This window comes from Nonomuraea sp. B1E8 (assembly GCF_039871515.1).
GTDB lineage: Bacteria > Actinomycetota > Actinomycetes > Streptosporangiales > Streptosporangiaceae > Nonomuraea.
This window is the reverse complement of record NZ_JBDPLS010000001.1, coordinates 1655956-1672525: the sequence shown is the minus strand read 5'-3', so window position 1 is coordinate 1672525 and position 16570 is coordinate 1655956. Positions and strand designations below refer to the sequence as shown.

The following is a 16570-nucleotide window of genomic DNA, read 5'->3' as shown; positions in this document are numbered from 1 at the left end:
CTCAAGATCAAAAACTTTCGCGGATGCATCCCACGTGCAGCCGTGCGCGCGAGCCTGCCCGCCCCCATCCACCCGGAAGGACAACCCGGACGTGAACCTGCTGCGACTTCCCTCGGCCCAATGGCGCGTCCTGCGCTACCTGGCCACCTACAGCGTTACCGCCACCCGCGTCGGCTTCCGGGCCACGCAGCTCCGCAAGCACACCGGCGCCGACCGCGCCGACCTGGTGGCTGTGGCCGACCTCCGATACATCACCGGCCGACTCCACAAGACACAGCAGACCTACCCGATCAGCATGCAAACCGCCGACAACCCCCTGCTCCGCGTCCATCTGACCAAGGCGGGCAAGACCGCCGCTGACCGTCTGGACGCCCCCTACCGCGCCTTACGTTACCTCCGCGCGTACGGACCCCTCCCGCCCGCCACGCTTCAGCACGGCGCCGGCGTCAGCCCTGACACCCTGACCGAGCTCGAAGCCCTCGGCTATATCGAGACCACCCCCACCGGCCAACAGATCACCAGCATCGGCCGCCGCTACGCCCACCCCTGCAACGGCCAGGACCGGCGATGACCGGCCCGTCCATCCTCACCACGCTCGCGAACGTAGCGCTCTGCCTGACCGCCGCGGCGCTGACCGTGCTCATCCTCCTGGCCTCCTACCGAGCCAGCCTCAAGCGCCACCCCTACACCGACTGCCGCCGCTGCAAGGGCACCGGCGAACGCCGGTCCCGCCTGTTCGCGCACTCCTTCGGCTACTGCCCCGACTGCACCGGCACCGGCTACCGGCCCCGCCTCGGAGCCCGCCTGCTCAACATCCGCTGACCACGACCACACCACGAAAGGTACGGCCATGAGCGTCACCACCCGAACCTGCCTGGTCATCACCTGCACCCGCTGCGGGGAGGTCAACGACGACTGCCAGACCCTCCACGCCGACACCATCGAGCAGGTCCGCGACTGGCTCGCCGACTGGCAATGGAGCAACCCCGATACCCCGGAGTACTGCCCCGGCTGCGTCGCTGACCTCGACTGCGAGCGCGACGGCCACCAGTGGGACCCCTGGCACGACATCCCCTCGGTCGGGCGTCGCTACCGCTTCTGCCAGCACTGCCAGGCAATCGACCGAGCCTGCGACGAACCGGAGCGCGCCACATGACGAACCAGGCGTCGCGTACCACCACGGTGGCGTCCGACGCGTCGTGTGTCGACGCGCTCGTCGACACACGACGGCTGTGCGCCTGGTGCCGTGGCCCGATCCCGGCCCGTGCCCGGCGAGACGCGGTGTGCTGCTCGGTGCGCTGCCGGCAGGCCCGGCACCGCTTCATCCGCACTGTAGGCAGCCCCACAGCAGGCGTCGATCCCGGCCGCCCGCTACGGCTGGCCTACGCTGACCCTCCCTATCCAGGCAAGGCCAGGCTGTATCGCGGGCACCCCGACTACGCCGGGGAAGTCGACCACGAGGCGCTGATCCGTCGCTTGTCGACCTACGACGGATGGGCGCTGTCCACCTCCGCCGCAGCCCTGCCCTCCGTGCTGGCCCTGTGCCCGCCCGGCGTGCGCGTCGCGGCCTGGCATCGCGGCGAGCGCCCCACGGCAAGCCGCTGGCCGTTGAACGCGTGGGAGCCCGTCATCTACACCGGGGGCCGACCCGCCGACCCGTCGCGTGCCAACGAGCGCGTCGGCGCGCGACGGGTGGATTCCCTGGTGCACGGAGTATCGCCGATGACCACGCTGCCCGGCAGGGTCATCGGTGCCAAACCCGCCGCGTTCTGCCGGTGGCTGTTCGACCTGCTCGGCGCCGCACCCGGCGACAGCTTCGACGACTTGTTCCCCGGTTCCGGCGCCGTCAGCCGCGCCTGGGCCACCTTCACCCACACGCCGGACCCGTCGCCCGTGGCCATGCCCGACGCGTCGCCTCAGGCCCCAACCGACGCGTCGCCTGCAGCTGAGCGCGACGCGTCGGGCCTGCAGGAACGACGTGTCGCTTCCTCCGGCGCACGCGACGGCTCCACCGACCAGGCCACGCTGTTCGACCCGATCGCAGACAGCAGCAGGGAGAACCCATGACCTCGCACGACCAACTGCGCTACGCCCTGGCCGCCGCCGCCCGCGGCTGGCACGTCTTCCCCGTCGCCATCGCAGACAAGCCTCCAGTCAAGGGCTTCACCGACTGGGAGGCCAACGCCACCACCGACCCCGAGCTGATCCGCCACTGCTGGTCACGAGCGCCGTACAACGTCGGCATCGCGTGCGGCCCGTCCGGCCTGGTGGTGGTGGACCTGGACAAGCCGAAACCCGGAATGGAGGGGCTTCGCCCCCCGCCCCCCTGGGACCTCCCCGGCATCACCGAAGGCGCCGACGTCCTAGCACTGCTGTGCGAACGCGCCGGCCAACCCCTACCTTTCGAGACGTTCACCGTCCGCACCCGGCGCGGCGGCACCCACCTCTACTACACCGCCCCCAACGGGGCGAAGCTGCGCAACACCGAAGGCGACCGCGGCGGGCTGGGCTGGCTGATCGACACCCGCGCCCACGGCGGCTACGTACTCGGACCCGGCAGCTTCGTGGACCTGCCCGACGGCACCGGCCCCTACGAGGTGATCCACAACACCACCCCAGCCCCGCTACCCCCCTCCCTGTTCCAGCAGCTTCTACCCGCCGCACGGCCCGCCCCGCAGCCCGTCTGCCTCACCCTGCCCAACGGGCGGCGCGGCGCCTACCTGCACGCCGCCCTCACCCGCGAACTCCAGCGCGTCACCACCGCCCCGGTAGGCCAGCGCAACGGCGCGCTCTACCTCGCCGCCATCGCCCTGGGCCAACTCGTGGCCGGCGGCGCGCTCAACCAGCAGGAGGTGACAACCCTGCTGGAACAGGGAGGAGGCGACGCCGGACTACCACCGGCCGAAACCCGAGCCACCATCGCATCCGGCCTACGCGCGGGCGCCCAACGGCCCCGCACCGTCGCCGCATGACCGTACCACCGCCCACTCTGGGAGCACTGATCTCGTGAACCAGGCCGCTCCAAGCAGTGAAGACATGAAAGGCAATCACCGATGAAGATCTCCCCCGAGTACAAGGCGATGCTCGAACGCCTCGGCTTCTCCGGCGACGACGTCGTCACGGAGGCGGAACGCCGAGATGCGGAACGAAAGGCGACCTCCGCCACGGTCAACACACGCGAAGAGATCCGGGCGTGGGCCGCCAACCGCCAGTAGCGGCGCCACCGCGTGACCGCACCACCTACCTGGGAGCACTGATCTCGTGAACCAACCCGACACCCACGGCGCGACCTTGCTAGATGCCTTGCTGGCCGCGCTCACCCGATACGTCGTCCTGCCGACCCCGGAGGCCGCCAACGCCGTTGTGCTGTGGATCGCCGCCACCCACGCACAACCCGCCTGGGCACACGCCCCGCGGCTGGTCATCCGCGCTCCGGAGAAGCGCTGCGGCAAGTCCCGGCTGCTGGACGTGGTTGAGGCCACCTGCCACGAACCGTTCATCACCGTCAACAGCAGCAGCGCCGCCGTCTACCGCTCCATCAGCGACGACCCGCCCACCATGCTCGTCGACGAAGCCGACACCATCTTCGGCCCCAAAGCCGACGGCAACGAAGACCTCCGCGGCCTGCTGAATGCCGGACACCAGCGCAACCGACCGGCCAAACGCTACGACGCCAACACCCACCGCGTGGAGAGCATCCCCACCTTCGCCATGGCCGCACTCGCCGGAATCGGCGCCATGCCCGACACCATCGAAGACCGCGCCGTCGTCATCCGCATGCGCCGCCGCGGACCCGGCGAAACTGTCTCGCCCTACCGCCACAAACGCGACCGGCCTGCTCTGCGCCAGCTGGCAGCCGAGCTGCGCGCCTGGCTCCGCGCCGACCTGGCCGTCTTGGAGCAGGCCGAACCCGCCATGCCGGTGGAAGACCGCGCCGCCGACACCTGGGAACCGCTCGTCGCCGTGGCCGACCACGCCGGCGGCCACTGGCCCGACGACGCCCGCACCGCCGTGCTGGCCCTCACCGCCGAAGCCGACGACAACGGCCAGACCTCTGCCCGGGTACGGCTGCTGGCCGACTGCCGCACCGCCTTCGGCACCGATCCCGCCCTGCCCACCGCAACCCTGCTGGAACGGCTCAAGGCCGACCCCGAAGCGCCCTGGGCCGACTACGGACCCACCGGGCTGACCGCCATGAAGCTCGGAGTCATCCTGCGCGAGTACGAGATCCGCTCAGCCAACATCCGCTTCACCGACGGCACCCAGGCCAAGGGCTACCAGCGAGCCGACTTCACCGACGCCTGGGCACGCTACTGCCCCACGCCGACACCTCCGGACGCCCCGCCGCACGCCGAAATCCCGCTGTTCGAGGGGGGTAGCCGTCCCAGCCGTCCCAGCCTTGTCATCGCAGGTCAGCGCGGGACGGCTTCGGACCGTGGGACGGCTTAGCCGTCCCAGCAAAACAAGCCGTCCCAGCCTGACCAGCAGAAATGAGGCTGGGACGGCTGGGACGGCTACCCCCTCCAAAACGCGCTCAGAGACCTCGGCGACAAGCCGCCAAGCACAACCGCCGAGGCGTCCAGACACGACCCGCACCGATCATGAAGTCGGAAAGGAACGCGCTTCGATGGCCACCGTCACCCGCCTACGCGCGATGCTCACCATCCCTGAACTCTGCACCGAACTCCAGATTTCCCGATCCACCTTCTACGAATGGCGCGCCAAGCGTCGGGCACCGCGCTGCATCACCCTGCCCAACGGGTCGATCCGCATCCGTCGCACCGACCTTGACCGCTGGCTCGAATCCCATGAGGACGTCGCCTCATGAGTGACTCAACATTCAACGTTCGCGTCTTCAAGACCGAAAAGCGCAAGAACGCCAAGGGCGCGGTCACCTCGTACCGCGTTCTGTGGCAAACCGCTGGCCTCATGTGGAAGAGACCATTCCCAAAGGAGGCTCAGGCGGACGCGTTCCGCAGCAAGCTGGTCACCGCTGCACGGAACGGCGAGCCGTTCAGCCTGACGACCGGAGAGCCTGTTTCATGGGCACGCGCTGACCGGCCTGACATGAGTTGGTACGGCTTTGCCTGCAAGTTCGTGGACATGAAGTGGACCGACGCGTCCGCGAAGCACCGCGCGGGCATCTCTTATGCGCTCACGATGGCCACGTTCGGCATGCTCGACAGCACCGCGTGCCCGTATGACGCGAAGGACATCCGTACTGCGCTCCGGCGTTGGGGGTTCAACACCAAGGCGCGCTCCCACTGTCCGGACAAGACGCGCGAGATCCTTGAGTGGATCGAGAGGCATTCCCTTCGGATTTCGGCGCTGTCCACCCTGGCCACCGCGCGAGGGATGCTCAATGCCGCCACCACGCGTTTGGACGGCAAACGCGTGGCCGCCACGTCGAATAGGAGGCACCGGGTCATTCTCTCCAACGCCATGGCCTACGCCGTCGAACTCAAGCTGCTCGACAAGAACCCGATTCCTGACCTCAAGTGGAAGGTCACGAAGACGACCTTTCAGGTTGACCGCCGCTCTGTGGTCAACCCTGGGCAGGCCCGTGCTCTGCTGGCTGCCGTTGAGTGCCAGAAGCCGAGCGGTGTTCTTCTCATGCCGTTCTTCGCGGCGCTCTACTTTTCAGGGCTGCGCCCCGAGGAGGCCGTCAATCTGCGAGAAAAGGACATGACCCTCCCCGACGCTGCCGACACCTGGGGAGAGTTCTACCTGACCGGTGCATCCCCTGACGCTGGCAAGGAATGGACCGACACCGGAGAGCAGCGGGATACGCGTGGCCTCAAACACCGCGCCGAGGGAGAGACCCGCCCTGTCCCGTGTCCGCCTGAGCTGGTGGCCATTCTCCGCAAGCATTTGAAGGAGAACGGCGCCGGCCCCGGCGGGTGCGTGTTCCACGGCGCGCACGGTGGCGTTCTGGCCACGAGCACAATTCAACGCGTCTGGGACAAGGCGCGAAAGGAAGCCCTGAGCCCAGAGGAGTACGCATCACCACTGGCCAAGCGGCCATACGACCTGCGGCATGCCTGCCTCTCCACGTGGCTCAACGCGGGAGTCTCGCCGAAGCAGGTTGCCGAGTGGGCGGGCAACAGCGTGGAGGTCCTGCACCGGACCTACGAGAAGTGCCTCGTGGGCCATGACGAGATCGCCATGCGTCGCATCGCCGAGGTCCTGCGCCCTGTTCCTCGGGAAGGGATTGGGAAGGATCACCCGGGGACGGCTGATCAGAGCCGGACACAGCCGGACAGTGAACCGTGATCGAAGACGAGAAAAGCCCTGGTCGTCGTGATGATGACCAGGGCTTCCGCTGTGCGCGGCCGACAGGAGTCGAACCCGTAACCTTCTGATCCGTAGTCAGATGCTCTATCCATTGAGCTACGGCCGCTTGTTGCTAGACCAGCATAGCGGGTTCTTGGGAGTGCCTCGAACCACATGCCGCAATCATGAGCGCGCCGACTCCACCTTGCGGGGCCACAACGTGTAGCTGAGCGGCCAGAGTACGGCGATCAGCGGGATCTTGAACAGCCCTCCCATGAAAGCGACCAGGCCCTCCGTACGCGCCGGGTCGTCGACGAGCCACACCAGGCCGAGCAGCACGACGCAGGCGATCCCGTACGCCAGGACGTTGCGCAGCCATAGCGCCCATTCGTACCGGGCTCTCGCCATGCCCCCGGCGGGCGGTTTCCAGGGTGGGGGGCCGCCGGCGAAGCGGTGGTGGAAGTTGGCGTCGGCCCAGCGGATGGTGCGGTGGCCGAAGACGATCGAGTAGGCGAGGTACGCCGCCGCCAGCCCGTGCCGGACGTCGCCCGTGGCGCCGCCGCGCATGTCGATGACGGCCGCCGCCAGGAGGATCACGTCCAGGAGGGGGACGGCGAGCAGGAGGGCGGTGCTCAGTGTGCGGCGGTGCCAGAGGTAGCGGGAGGCCAGTCCGAGGGCCAGCAGGATCCAGAAGCCGATTTCGCAGCCGATGATGATGGCGACAATCACGTTGTCCAGTCTCCGGCTGGGGACGGGCCGGCACATCGTCAGTGAAAACGAGTCTGTGGATACATCGAAGGGTGTATCCACAGGCGGTCGCGCAGCAGGAGGGAACCGGGTCAGGAGGGTGGTGGGATGAGGTCATGAAACGGGTGGCGTTGGGTGCCGGGGTCGCGTTCGCGACAGGGCTGGTGCTGATCGCGGGCGGGGCGCACTTCCAGCGTGGCCTGCCCGAGTGGTGGCTCGCCGGGCCGCTGGCGTTGACCTGTGCTGCGGTGCTGGTGCGGCGGCGGGCGCCGCTGCTGTGCCTGGGGCTGGGGGTGGCGGGCACCGCCCTCGACGTGGCGGTGGGTCCGTCGCTGGGCACCATTCTCGTCTTCACCGACAACCTGTACGCCGCGGCGCTCTACGGGCCGGCCAGGCTGGCCCGGTGGTTGCTCGGCATCAGCACGGTGCTGGCGGTGGTCGTGGGGGCGGTGACGGGGTTCGTCGAGGGTGGCTGGCGGGTGCCCGCCGTCATGGCCATCCAGGCGGGGCTGGTGCTGGTCACTCCCATCATGACGGCGATGGTGGTGCGGGAGCAGCGGGATCGGGCGGCGGCCGAGCGGGAGCGGGCCGAGCAGGTGGCGCGTCTGGCCGAGCTCGACCGTCAGGCGGCGGTGGCGGCCGAGCGCGCCCGGATGGCTCGCGAGTTGCACGACATGATCGCCAACCATTTCAGCGCCATCGCCATCCAGTCCACGGCCGCGCTCTCGCGCAAGGACCTCGATCGGGCGACGGTGCGGAAGGTCATGGAGTCCGTACGCGAGAACAGTTTGAAGGGCATGGCCGAGATGCGGGCGATGATCGGGCTGCTGCGGCAGGAGGACGATGAGGCGGAAGAGGTGACCCGGCCGCGGCTGGCCGATGCGGAGAGCCTGGTCGACAGGGCCCGGCGGGCGGGCATGGAGGCGGAGTTCCGGGTCGAGGGCGAGCCGCGCGAGGTGCCCGCGGCCGTCGATCTGGCCGGCTACCGCATCCTGCAGGAGGCGCTGACCAACGCGCTCAAGCACGGCGACTCGCTGGTGGAGGTCGTCGTTTCCTACGGCCCCGAGCACGTGTCGTTGACGGTCGACAACCCGGTCCAGGGGAGCGAAGCGCGGCTGCCGGGGGCCGGGGCGGGGCTGATCGGGATGCGGGAGCGGGCGTCCCTGGTCGAGGGCTCTTTCGAGGCGGGTCCTCAGGGAGACGGATGGCGGGTGGCCGCGGTGCTTCCCGCGGCTCCTGGTGAGAAGTCGTGAGAAGGGGTGACGTGGTGGAGGTGCGTGGGTGAGCATCAGGGTGCTGGTGGCCGACGATCACGCGGCGGTCAGGGCCGGGATCGTGCTGATCCTCGATGGTGTGGACGACATCGACGTGGTCGGTGAGGCGGCCGACGGGGAGCAGGCCGTGGCGATGGCCCGGGAGTTGCGGCCGCATGTGGTGTTGATGGACGTACGCATGCCCCGGCTCGACGGCATCTCCGCCACCAGGGAACTGTCGGGGGTGTGTGATGTGCTGATCCTGACGACGTTCGATGTGGACGATTACGTTTTCGGGGCGCTGCGGGCCGGGGCCGCCGGCTTCCTGTTGAAGAACACCGACGCCGATGCGCTGGTCGAGGCGGTCCGGCTGGTGGCGCGGGGCGACGGGCTCATCTCGCCCGGTGTCACGCGGAGGCTGATCGCCGCTTTCGCGGATCAGGCGCCGCGCAGGGAGCCGCGTCCAGGCCCGGAAACTCTGACGCCGCGGGAGCGGGAGGTGCTGGCCTGCGTCGGGCGGGGCCTGTCCAACGCCGAGATCGCCAGAGAGCTCGGCATGGCGGAGGCCACGACGAAGACGCACGTCAGCCGGGTGCTGAACAAACTGGGCCTGAAGAGTCGCGTGCAGGCGGCGATCTATTACTCGGAAGGGGCATAAGGCCCGATCCGTGCTCGTCAGGGAGGGAAGATCGGGTGGGCGCCGGCGTCGCTTGCGAAGCTGTACGCGTGGCCGGGGCCTGTTGGCCAATGTCAACCGGTTCCTCCTAGTCTGATCCCGACTAGGAGGTGAGCGTCAGTGGGCACGCCGGGTGATGAGGGGCCGGAGCAGCGGTGGGTGCCACCGCAGGGTGCTCCGTCCCAAGGGCCGCCGCCCCAGGGGTCTCACTCCCAAGGGCAATCGCCGTACGGACCACCGCCGCAAGGCCCGTACCAGGGACAACCGCCCTACCAGCACCTCCCGTACGGCCCGCCGCCCCCGTCGGGGGGCGCCTCCACCGGTGTGCTGGTCGCGTTCACGTTCCTCGGCCTGGCCGTCTACAGCGTCGTCAACGCGGTGCTCGGGTTCGCCGTCTTTGTCGCCGCCATGGATGCCGACGGCGGTTCCACCCCCTACGTGATCGTCGGCGCGGCCGTGCTCGCCCTGGTCGGCCTGGGTATGGGCATCGGGTTGTGCCTGGTCCGCGGCAAGGTCTGGGCGAGGGGCACCGGCCTCGGGCTGATGATCGGGTGGGCGCTCTGGTCGATCCTGACCGCCGGTTTGTGCACGGGGCTCAACCCTGGCTTGTACGGCTGAAGTATGCCCTTTCACGAGATCTTCGTCGGCCTGGGCGTCCTGGTGGCCTCCGTGGTCTTCGTGTGGGAGGCGAGAAGGCGTGGGGCGCTCAGCGAGCAGTCGTTGATCGCCGTCGCCGGGGCTCTGGTGGGCGGCGCCATCGGGATGCGCCTGGCGGGCTGGCTGGAGACGCTCGACGTCAAGGAGCTCTGGCTGTACGGCTCCCGCAGCATTCTCGGCGGCCTGACGGGCGCGTACGCGGGCGTGCTGGTGGCCAAGAAGCTCATCGGCTACAAGGAGCGCACCGGTGACCTGTTCGCCCCGGCCGTGGCGCTGGGGATGGCGGTCGGCCGGATCGGCTGCCATCTGACGGAGGCGCCGGGCAGGCCCACCGACCTGCCGTGGGGCGTGCACGCCCCGGCGACCACCCCCGAATGCCCCGGCTGCCTCACCGGCCAGGCCATGCACCCGTCGTTCGTCTACGAGATCGTCTTCCAGCTCGCCGCGTTCGCCGCGCTGCTCTGGGCCCGCAAACGGCTCACCCAGCCGGGGGAGTTGTTCACCCTCTACGTCGCCGCGTACGCCGTCTTCCGGTTCCTCGTCGAGTTCACCAGGGCCAACGAGACGGTCTGGCTGGATCTGACCAGGCCGCAGTGGTTCCTGATCCCGGGCGTGCTGCTGCTCGCCCTCAGGCTCGGGTACGGCTGGCGGCGCGGCTACTACGATTCCCTCTTCAACCGGAAGGTCCTGTCATGAGCACGGGGATGGGGCTGCGGGGCGACCGCATTCTCAGGTACGTCAACGCGTTCTGCCCGAGGTGTCACGGCCGCGACCTTGACCGGGTGGAGCGGCTGAGCGGCTATCTGGCCGAGCGTGACGGCAAGGTCTGGCTGGAACGCGGATGCCGCGAACACGGATATATCCGGACTCTGTACGACGAAGACCCAGAAATCCTGGCGTACCTGGAGGGATGGACCGCCCCCACCAAGCAGCACATGCCGGATATGTCGGGGAACTTCCTCCCGATCCCCGAGGCGTACCTCCACGGACTCCCCGAGATGCAGACCCAGCACACCTGCATCCTCCTCGAGGACATCGCCGAAGCCTGCAACCTGCGCTGCCCCACCTGCTTCGCCGACAGCTCGCCCGACCTGACCGGCATCGTCCCCGTCCCCGACATCCTCGCGAACGTCGACCAGCGCCTCCAGCGCGAGAACGGCAAGCTCGACGTCCTCATGCTGAGCGGCGGCGAGCCGACCCTCCACCCCGAGCTCGGCACCCTCCTGGCCGAGCTGGCGGACCGCCCGGTCACCCGCATCCTGATCAACACCAACGGCGTCCTCATCGCCAGGGACGACGCGCTGCTCGACCTGCTCACCGAGCACAGGGATCGCGTCGAGGTCTACCTCCAGTACGACGGCTCGGCCGAGGCCTCGAAACACCACAGGGGCGGCGACCTCACCCGCATCAAGGCACAGGCCGTGCAGCGCCTGTCCGAACGCGAGATCTTCACCACCCTCGTCATGACCGCCGCGCTCGGCGTCAACGACGGCGAGATCGGCGACGTCGTACGCCTCGCCCTCGACACCCCGTACGTCGGAGGCGTGTCACTCCAGCCCCAGTTCGGCTCCGGCAGGTCGGGCACCATCGACCCGGAGGACCGCCTCACCCACACCGGCGTGCTCAGCCGCCTGGGGCCGCAGACCGGCGGCCTGGTCACCTGGCGCGACCTGACCGCGCTGCCCTGTTCCCACCCGCACTGCTGCTCGGTCGGCTACCTCATCCGCGACGACGCCCAGGAGTGGCGCTCGCTGACGGCGCTGATCGGCCATGACCGGCTCAAGGAGAACCTCGGCCTGGTCTCCAATCGCATCGCCGACTCGGAGATCCCGCGCGAGCTGCGGCTGGCCGTACAGGAGTCCCTGCTCGGGCTGCTGTCGGAGCAGTCGTCGCTCTCGCACCCGCAGATCGGCGATCTGTGGCGCAACATCTGCGAGAACTGCGACCTCGGCGTCTCCACCCTCCTCACCCTGGCGTCGTCGGCCCTGCCGGGCCGGCGGAAGAAGCTGCGCAGGATGATGGGGGAGCGGATCGTGCGCATCACCGTCAAACCGTTCATGGACATCTCGACCATGATCGAGGAGCGGCTCACCCAGTGCTGCGTGCACGTGGGGACGCGCGCCGAGCAGGACCAGTGCGCGCCGTTCTGCGCCGTGCAGGCCTGGCCGCAGCTCTCCCGGCAGCGGTTGTCCGCGGTGGCCGCGCGGCCCCGTGCCCCGTTCGAGGTGGTGTTGTGAACAAGGAGCCGTCCGATCCGCTCCGGTTGTGCGTGTACGCGACCGTCGCGCTACTGGCCTGGCTGCTCGGGCCGTGGGCGGTGCTCGGGTTCGCGGTGCTGGGGTTCGCCGGTTACTGGAGGGCGCGGCGAGCCGGGCTGACCCGGAGCAAGTGCCTGCTCAGGGACACCCGGCTCGTGCTGGCCTACCTCGCCCTCATCGGCCTGGCGGCGATCGCGGCGATCGTCCTCTGAGGCTATTGGGCGGGCACGTAGAGGCTGAGGGTCTCGGCGACGCAGGCCGGGCGCTTCTCGCCCTCGATCTCGATCGTCATCTTCAGGTTGGACAGGTAGCCGGCCGGCGTGCCCTTGACGTCGGTGAGTTCGCCGGTGGCCCTGATGCGCGCGCCGACGAGCACCGGCCGGGGGAAGCGGACCTTGTTGAGGCCGTAGTTGACGCCCATGGCGATGCCCTCGACCTTGACCATCTCGAACATGAACGACGGCAGCAGCGACAGGCTCAGATAGCCGTGGGCGATGGTGCCGCCGAACGGGCCCTCCTTGGCGCGCTCCACGTCCACGTGGATCCACTGGTGGTCATGGGTGGCGTCGGCGAAGAGGTTGACCTGGTCCTGGGTCACCGTCTGCCACTCGGTCGGGCCGAAGGTCTCGCCGACGGCCGCCTTGAGCTCCTGAACGTTCGCGAAGGTCCGCATGGTCCCGAACGCTATTGCGCGGGTGGCACGGCTGCCAAGTTCGCCGCCTTCAGCAGGACGCGTCGAGCTGTTGCGAAGATCTTTACTCGAAACCATCGCATAGATGTTCGAGTCCGCGCTACAGTCTTCAGTACCGCAATCGAACAAGGGTTCGGCCTGGTGAGAGGGGGTGTGTCCGATGACGGTGCTCGCACTGGCTCCTGTCCGGACACGCCGTAGCACTTTCTTCCCAAATCTAAGACGGCCGCTATATCCGGCAATAGAGTCCGAGAGCGTGGACCCTGTGCGCAATCCCTATGCCCCCGGCGCCGGGCAGCGTCCGCCGGAGCTCGCCGGGCGCGATCGAGAGCTGCAGCAGTTCGAGGTCGTGCTGGAGCGAGTGGCCCGTGGGCGGCCCGAGCGCAGCATGGTCGTCACCGGCCTGCGCGGGGTCGGCAAGACCGTCCTGCTCAACACGTTCAAATCCATGGCCATGCAGCGGTTGTGGGGCACGGGCAAGATCGAGGCCCGGCCCGACCAGTCGATCAGGCGGCCGGTCGCGGCCGCCCTGCACATGGCGATCCGCGAGCTGGCTCCGCGTCACCGCGCGCCCGAGCGCATCGAGGAGTTCCTCGGGGTGCTCAAGGCGTTCGCCATGCGCGATCCGGCCGCGGCCAAGGGCACCTCGCACTGGTCGCCCGGCATCGAGGTGCCCGCCAGCCGCGGGCGCGCCGACTCCGGCGACCTGGAGATCGACCTCACCGAGCTGTTCGTCGACGCCGCCGGCGTGGCCACCGACCTGGCGGTGGGCATCGCGCTGTTCATCGACGAGATGCAGGACGTGCAGCCCGCCGACGTCTCCGCGCTCTGCGCCGCCTGCCACGAGCTGTCGCAGTCGGGCGGGCCGCTGATCGTGGTGGGCGCCGGGCTGCCGCACCTGCCGAGCGTGTTGTCGGCCAGCAAGAGCTATTCCGAGCGGCTCTTCCGCTACGCGCGCATCGACAAGCTCGACCGCGACGCCGCCGACATGGCGCTGATCCTGCCGGCGCGCGAGGAAGAGGTGGAGTTCACCCAGGAGGCGCTCGACGCCCTCTACGAAGCCGCCGACGGTTATCCCTACTTCGTCCAGGCCTACGGCAAGGTCGCGTGGGATCTCGCGCCGCGCAGCCCGATCACCATCGACGACGTCAAGGTCTCCGCTCCGGAGGCCGAGGAGGAGCTCGCCGTCGGGTTCTTCGGCAGCCGCTACGAGCGGGCCACCCCGGCCGAGCGCGACTACATGCACGCCATGGCGCAGATCGGCGACGAGCCGGTCGCGACCGCCGAGGTGGCCGACGCCCTCGGACGCAAGCCGTCCAGCCTCTCGCCCGCCCGCGACAGCCTCATCAAGAAAGGCCTCATCTACAGCGCCGAGCGCGGCCTGATCGCGTTCACGGTGCCGCACTTCGGAAAGTTCCTGCGCGCTCAGCCCGTCTGAGCGACGCCCCTAGACCTCTATTGGGCTGTCTAGTGGGGAAGCTAGACAGCCCAATAGAGCTATATCAGCCTGCCTGTCGAGCGAAATCTAACGCTCTCTAGCGTCAGGCCGATACTGGCGTATATTCCGTCAGAGATTCGCTGCCCTCCGAGCCCACCACGGCCATCCGCACCGCCGGGCGCCGGCCGCTGAGATAGACGGCGAAGACGACGTCGTCGTGGTCGTGGTTCTGGAAGGCGAAGAAACGCCAGCACAACTCGCGCCAGCTGTCGTACGGCTCCGGCGACGTGAGCCCGTCCCGGTGGGCGCGCCAGGCGCCACTCGACCTGAGCCGGGCCAGCGTCGCCGACTCCGACGGGCCGCGCCGCCGCTCGCACGGGGCACGGAAGCGGGCACGTTCGATCAGCTCGTCGATCTCCGGCGACAACCCGAGCAGCAGGGCCAACCCCGCGGCCGTGAGCCACGACGGGTGCGACGCGGCCACCCACCCGGGCACCGGCGCCAGCACCGACACCCCGGCCATCCCGGTCAACAGCACGGTCCGGCCGATCGAACGCAGCCCGACCGGCGCCGAGCTCACCTCGCCGAAGCAGCCGCACCCCGCGTCCGGCCGCCGCCTGCGCAGCTCCAGCAGCACGTACGTGGACATCGCGAAGAAGGCGACCGTCGCCCACCTGAAGATCGCATGGTCGGTCACCAGCAGGCCCGTGGCCAGCACCAGCTCGCCGGCCGCGCACACCAGCAGCGCCGGAACCCGCAGGCGCCCCGGCACCAGGACCGCCGGCCCCAGCCTGGACAGCGCACCCGGCTCACCCCCCGAGCGCACCGTGATCACCTTGGCCATGGTGCCCAGAACGAGCAGCACGACCAGCAGCGGGAGCTGCGATTCCCACACGTGCGTCACCTCAATCCGATCTGAGCGTTGAAGCACCCCTTGACCAGGTCCCCGCCGAGCTCCACGTAGGAGAACGGTGACAACTCGACGATCCGCCCGCGCGGCGAGGTGTCGCACTCGACGCACCGGTCGCAGAACCGCCCGGCCAGACACCCGCACGCCACCACCGGCACGTCGGCGGCGCGCTTGGAGCACACGTTCGTGACCCGGAGCAGCGACCCGACCGACAGGTACGGCAGCCCTGCGCACGACACCCCCGCCTGGGCGCAGCCGGTGTCGGCCCGCTCCAGCATCGGGTAGGCCGCGCCGCGCTCCTCCTCGTCGAACGTGTCGGACCAGGTGGCGGTGCCCGAGATGCCGGCCGCCATCCCCGCGTGCACGTGCGGCGGCGAGGGCACGGCCCGCGCCAGGTAAGGAGGTTGGGAGGTCGCGGGGAGCAGCGCCAGGCTCCCGCCGTCCTGCCTGATCCCGATCGCGTCGAACAGGTAACCGGGCTCGAACTTGGGATGCCGTACCTGCAGCCGTCCTGAAGCCCGGTAGGGGATGGTGATCGTCCGGTGGCCGCGGTGCGGGCCGCAGTCGAGCTCGACCGTCAGGTCCCTGCGTCCCCGGACGGACAGGATCGTTCCCGTGATGCGCGTGGCGTCGGCCCAGATCCGCTCGACCACCCGCCCGTCGCGTAGGGCGCGCATCATGACCATGGCCCCTACGGGAAGGTCGGTGGGCGCCGCGTCCCTGCCGTGCCACGCGGTGGCCCACGGCGCGATCACGAGCCGTTCCTCGGTGCCGTCGGGGGTCTCGATGATGATCAGATGCGGGCTGACGTCCAAGATCTCGCCGGTGACGGCGCGTAAAGGGTCCGCGTTGTCCGGAGCGGGATCCGAATCGCGACCCAGTACGGCGGCGGCGAGCACCCGGCGGCGCTCAACGCTCGGATACCCCATGCGCCCCTCCCTCGTCGGGTACTAGATTCACACGACTTGGGGGTGGCTTACACCGTACCGGGGCAGACAAGAGCAAAATACGCAACCCCGGGGAAGTGACTAGACACCCGGCGGCGTACAAACCGCCACCGACCTTGACGGACCTTTGTCGTGGGTGGGCCGAAACCTGAATTCCGGTTCAGGCCCAATAGGGCATCGGGCTGCGATTCTGGCCACGATGCAGACCACCGGCTGGGAAGACGAGTTCCGCGAGTACGTGCAGGCCCGCGGGCCTGCGCTGCTGCGCGCAGCCAACCAGCTCACCGGGCATCCGCTGGACGCCGAGGACCTGCTGCAGAACGCGCTGACCAAGACGTACCTGGCCTGGGATCGCATCGAGGACAGGGGCGCGATCGACGGCTACGTGCGGCGGGCCATGGTGAACATCAACATCTCGCAGTGGCGGCGCCGCAAGCTGGAGGAGTATCCGTCGGCCGACCTGCCCGAGACGACCACGTCCGAGCCGGTGGGCGGCGGCGAGGTGCACGAGCAGCTCGAACAGGCGCTGGAGGAACTGCCCGAGCGGATGCGGGCGGCGATCGTGCTGCGCTACTACGAGGACATGACCGAGCCGGAGATCGCGAGGACGCTGGGGATCAGCGTCGGCACGGTCAAGAGCACGGTGTCGCGGGCGATGGCCAAGCTGAGAAGCGCCCTGCTGCCGTCACGCTGAGGCCCGCGCCTCCGCGTTCGTCACGA

21 protein-coding genes and 1 tRNA gene are annotated in these 16570 nt (G+C 69.1%); 17 read left to right on the top strand and 5 right to left on the bottom strand.

Annotated elements, in window-relative coordinates:
• The first annotated feature begins 91 nt into the window (after window positions 1-91).
• The 9 genes from ABGA98_RS08050 to ABGA98_RS08010 all read left to right on the top strand — a co-directional run bounded on the left by ABGA98_RS08050 (window position 92) and on the right by ABGA98_RS08010 (window position 6273).
• Window positions 92-571, top strand: a complete 480-nt coding sequence (locus ABGA98_RS08050; protein ID WP_347617511.1) for a hypothetical protein — start codon at window positions 92-94, stop codon at window positions 569-571.
• On the top strand, window positions 568-822 hold the full coding sequence (locus ABGA98_RS08045; RefSeq protein ID WP_347617510.1) for a hypothetical protein: 255 nt from the start codon (window positions 568-570) through the stop codon (window positions 820-822). The genes ABGA98_RS08050 and ABGA98_RS08045 overlap by 4 nt, the downstream gene beginning before the upstream one ends.
• 28 nt (window positions 823-850) lie before the next feature.
• Window positions 851-1156 carry a hypothetical protein gene (locus tag ABGA98_RS08040; RefSeq protein WP_347617509.1) on the top strand — a complete coding sequence of 102 codons (306 nt, stop codon included), beginning with the start codon at window positions 851-853 and terminating at the stop codon, window positions 1154-1156.
• Window positions 1153-2067 (top strand): hypothetical protein, encoded by a 915-nt coding sequence (locus tag ABGA98_RS08035; protein ID WP_347617508.1) that lies wholly within the window; start codon window positions 1153-1155, stop codon window positions 2065-2067. The genes ABGA98_RS08040 and ABGA98_RS08035 overlap by 4 nt, the downstream gene beginning before the upstream one ends.
• Window positions 2064-2972: a bifunctional DNA primase/polymerase gene (locus tag ABGA98_RS08030; protein WP_347617507.1), complete on the top strand. Its 909-nt coding sequence runs from the start codon at window positions 2064-2066 to the stop codon at window positions 2970-2972. The genes ABGA98_RS08035 and ABGA98_RS08030 overlap by 4 nt, the downstream gene beginning before the upstream one ends.
• 81 nt (window positions 2973-3053) lie before the next feature.
• Window positions 3054-3215, top strand: coding sequence for a hypothetical protein (locus tag ABGA98_RS08025; RefSeq protein WP_347617506.1), 162 nt, complete (start codon window positions 3054-3056; stop codon window positions 3213-3215).
• Window positions 3216-3261: 46 nt separating this feature from the next.
• The gene (locus tag ABGA98_RS08020) at window positions 3262-4449 is read left to right on the top strand and encodes a DUF3631 domain-containing protein (protein ID WP_347617505.1); all 1188 of its coding nucleotides are present in this window, start codon (window positions 3262-3264) and stop codon (window positions 4447-4449) included.
• Between the two features lie 178 nt (window positions 4450-4627).
• Window positions 4628-4828, top strand: a complete 201-nt coding sequence (locus tag ABGA98_RS08015; protein ID WP_132641527.1) for a helix-turn-helix domain-containing protein — start codon at window positions 4628-4630, stop codon at window positions 4826-4828.
• Window positions 4825-6273, top strand: a complete 1449-nt coding sequence (locus ABGA98_RS08010) for a tyrosine-type recombinase/integrase (RefSeq protein WP_347617504.1) — start codon at window positions 4825-4827, stop codon at window positions 6271-6273. The genes ABGA98_RS08015 and ABGA98_RS08010 overlap by 4 nt, the downstream gene beginning before the upstream one ends.
• 54 nt (window positions 6274-6327) lie before the next feature.
• Here the strand turns inward: ABGA98_RS08010 and ABGA98_RS08005 are convergent.
• Both ABGA98_RS08005 and ABGA98_RS08000 read right to left on the bottom strand, forming a co-directional pair.
• Window positions 6328-6400: transfer RNA gene (locus tag ABGA98_RS08005), tRNA-Arg, on the bottom strand.
• 56 nt (window positions 6401-6456) lie between these two features.
• Complete coding sequence (locus tag ABGA98_RS08000) at window positions 6457-7002, bottom strand: hypothetical protein (RefSeq protein WP_347617503.1); 546 nt, start codon at window positions 7000-7002, stop codon at window positions 6457-6459.
• A gap of 134 nt (window positions 7003-7136) precedes the next feature.
• Here ABGA98_RS08000 and ABGA98_RS07995 point away from each other — a divergent pair, with 134 nt between their 5' ends.
• The 6 genes from ABGA98_RS07995 (at window position 7137) to ABGA98_RS07970 (ending at window position 12076) form a co-directional block, all read left to right on the top strand.
• A complete protein-coding gene (locus tag ABGA98_RS07995) occupies window positions 7137-8273 on the top strand; it encodes a histidine kinase (protein ID WP_347617502.1) in 1137 nt (378 codons plus the stop codon).
• Between the two features lie 28 nt (window positions 8274-8301).
• Window positions 8302-8931: a response regulator transcription factor gene (locus ABGA98_RS07990; RefSeq protein WP_347617501.1), complete on the top strand. Its 630-nt coding sequence runs from the start codon at window positions 8302-8304 to the stop codon at window positions 8929-8931.
• A gap of 342 nt (window positions 8932-9273) precedes the next feature.
• Complete coding sequence (locus ABGA98_RS07985; protein WP_347617500.1) at window positions 9274-9567, top strand: hypothetical protein; 294 nt, start codon at window positions 9274-9276, stop codon at window positions 9565-9567.
• Between the two features lie 3 nt (window positions 9568-9570).
• Complete coding sequence (locus ABGA98_RS07980) at window positions 9571-10302, top strand: prolipoprotein diacylglyceryl transferase family protein (RefSeq protein WP_347617499.1); 732 nt, start codon at window positions 9571-9573, stop codon at window positions 10300-10302.
• On the top strand, window positions 10299-11843 hold the full coding sequence (locus ABGA98_RS07975) for a radical SAM protein (protein ID WP_347617498.1): 1545 nt from the start codon (window positions 10299-10301) through the stop codon (window positions 11841-11843). The genes ABGA98_RS07980 and ABGA98_RS07975 overlap by 4 nt, the downstream gene beginning before the upstream one ends.
• Window positions 11840-12076 (top strand): hypothetical protein, encoded by a 237-nt coding sequence (locus ABGA98_RS07970; RefSeq protein WP_347617497.1) that lies wholly within the window; start codon window positions 11840-11842, stop codon window positions 12074-12076. Before ABGA98_RS07975 ends, ABGA98_RS07970 begins: the two co-directional genes overlap by 4 nt.
• A gap of 2 nt (window positions 12077-12078) precedes the next feature.
• Here the strand turns inward: ABGA98_RS07970 and ABGA98_RS07965 are convergent, their stop codons facing one another.
• Window positions 12079-12537, bottom strand: a complete 459-nt coding sequence (locus tag ABGA98_RS07965; RefSeq protein ID WP_132590854.1) for a MaoC family dehydratase — start codon at window positions 12535-12537, stop codon at window positions 12079-12081.
• Between the two features lie 274 nt (window positions 12538-12811).
• Between ABGA98_RS07965 and ABGA98_RS07960 the strand changes: the two genes are divergently transcribed.
• On the top strand, window positions 12812-13993 hold the full coding sequence (locus ABGA98_RS07960; RefSeq protein WP_347617496.1) for an ATP-binding protein: 1182 nt from the start codon (window positions 12812-12814) through the stop codon (window positions 13991-13993).
• Between the two features lie 103 nt (window positions 13994-14096).
• Here ABGA98_RS07960 and ABGA98_RS07955 read toward each other — a convergent pair whose 3' ends face one another.
• Entirely contained in the window at window positions 14097-14888 is a 792-nt protein-coding gene (locus ABGA98_RS07955) for a MauE/DoxX family redox-associated membrane protein (protein WP_347617495.1), read from the bottom strand.
• Window positions 14889-14893: 5 nt separating this feature from the next.
• On the bottom strand, window positions 14894-15832 hold the full coding sequence (locus ABGA98_RS07950; protein ID WP_347617494.1) for a hypothetical protein: 939 nt from the start codon (window positions 15830-15832) through the stop codon (window positions 14894-14896).
• Window positions 15833-16049: 217 nt separating this feature from the next.
• Between ABGA98_RS07950 and ABGA98_RS07945 the strand changes: the two genes are divergently transcribed.
• The gene (locus tag ABGA98_RS07945; RefSeq protein ID WP_347617493.1) at window positions 16050-16544 is read left to right on the top strand and encodes a SigE family RNA polymerase sigma factor; all 495 of its coding nucleotides are present in this window, start codon (window positions 16050-16052) and stop codon (window positions 16542-16544) included.
• Window positions 16545-16570 lie beyond the last annotated feature (26 nt).

Coding starts and splice junctions, on each gene's coding strand:
- ABGA98_RS08010 (WP_347617504.1), top strand. CDS start 4,825: ATGAGTGACTCAACATTCAACGTTCGCGTCTTCAAGACCGAAAAGCGC.
- ABGA98_RS07950 (WP_347617494.1), bottom strand. CDS start 15,832: ATGGGGTATCCGAGCGTTGAGCGCCGCCGGGTGCTCGCCGCCGCCGTA.
- ABGA98_RS07980 (WP_347617499.1), top strand. CDS start 9,571: ATGCCCTTTCACGAGATCTTCGTCGGCCTGGGCGTCCTGGTGGCCTCC.
- ABGA98_RS08025 (WP_347617506.1), top strand. CDS start 3,054: ATGAAGATCTCCCCCGAGTACAAGGCGATGCTCGAACGCCTCGGCTTC.
- ABGA98_RS08015 (WP_132641527.1), top strand. CDS start 4,628: ATGGCCACCGTCACCCGCCTACGCGCGATGCTCACCATCCCTGAACTC.
- ABGA98_RS07995 (WP_347617502.1), top strand. CDS start 7,137: ATGAAACGGGTGGCGTTGGGTGCCGGGGTCGCGTTCGCGACAGGGCTG.
- ABGA98_RS08030 (WP_347617507.1), top strand. CDS start 2,064: ATGACCTCGCACGACCAACTGCGCTACGCCCTGGCCGCCGCCGCCCGC.
- ABGA98_RS08040 (WP_347617509.1), top strand. CDS start 851: ATGAGCGTCACCACCCGAACCTGCCTGGTCATCACCTGCACCCGCTGC.
- ABGA98_RS08045 (WP_347617510.1), top strand. CDS start 568: ATGACCGGCCCGTCCATCCTCACCACGCTCGCGAACGTAGCGCTCTGC.
- ABGA98_RS07965 (WP_132590854.1), bottom strand. CDS start 12,537: ATGCGGACCTTCGCGAACGTTCAGGAGCTCAAGGCGGCCGTCGGCGAG.
- ABGA98_RS07945 (WP_347617493.1), top strand. CDS start 16,050: ATGCAGACCACCGGCTGGGAAGACGAGTTCCGCGAGTACGTGCAGGCC.
- ABGA98_RS07975 (WP_347617498.1), top strand. CDS start 10,299: ATGAGCACGGGGATGGGGCTGCGGGGCGACCGCATTCTCAGGTACGTC.
- ABGA98_RS08035 (WP_347617508.1), top strand. CDS start 1,153: ATGACGAACCAGGCGTCGCGTACCACCACGGTGGCGTCCGACGCGTCG.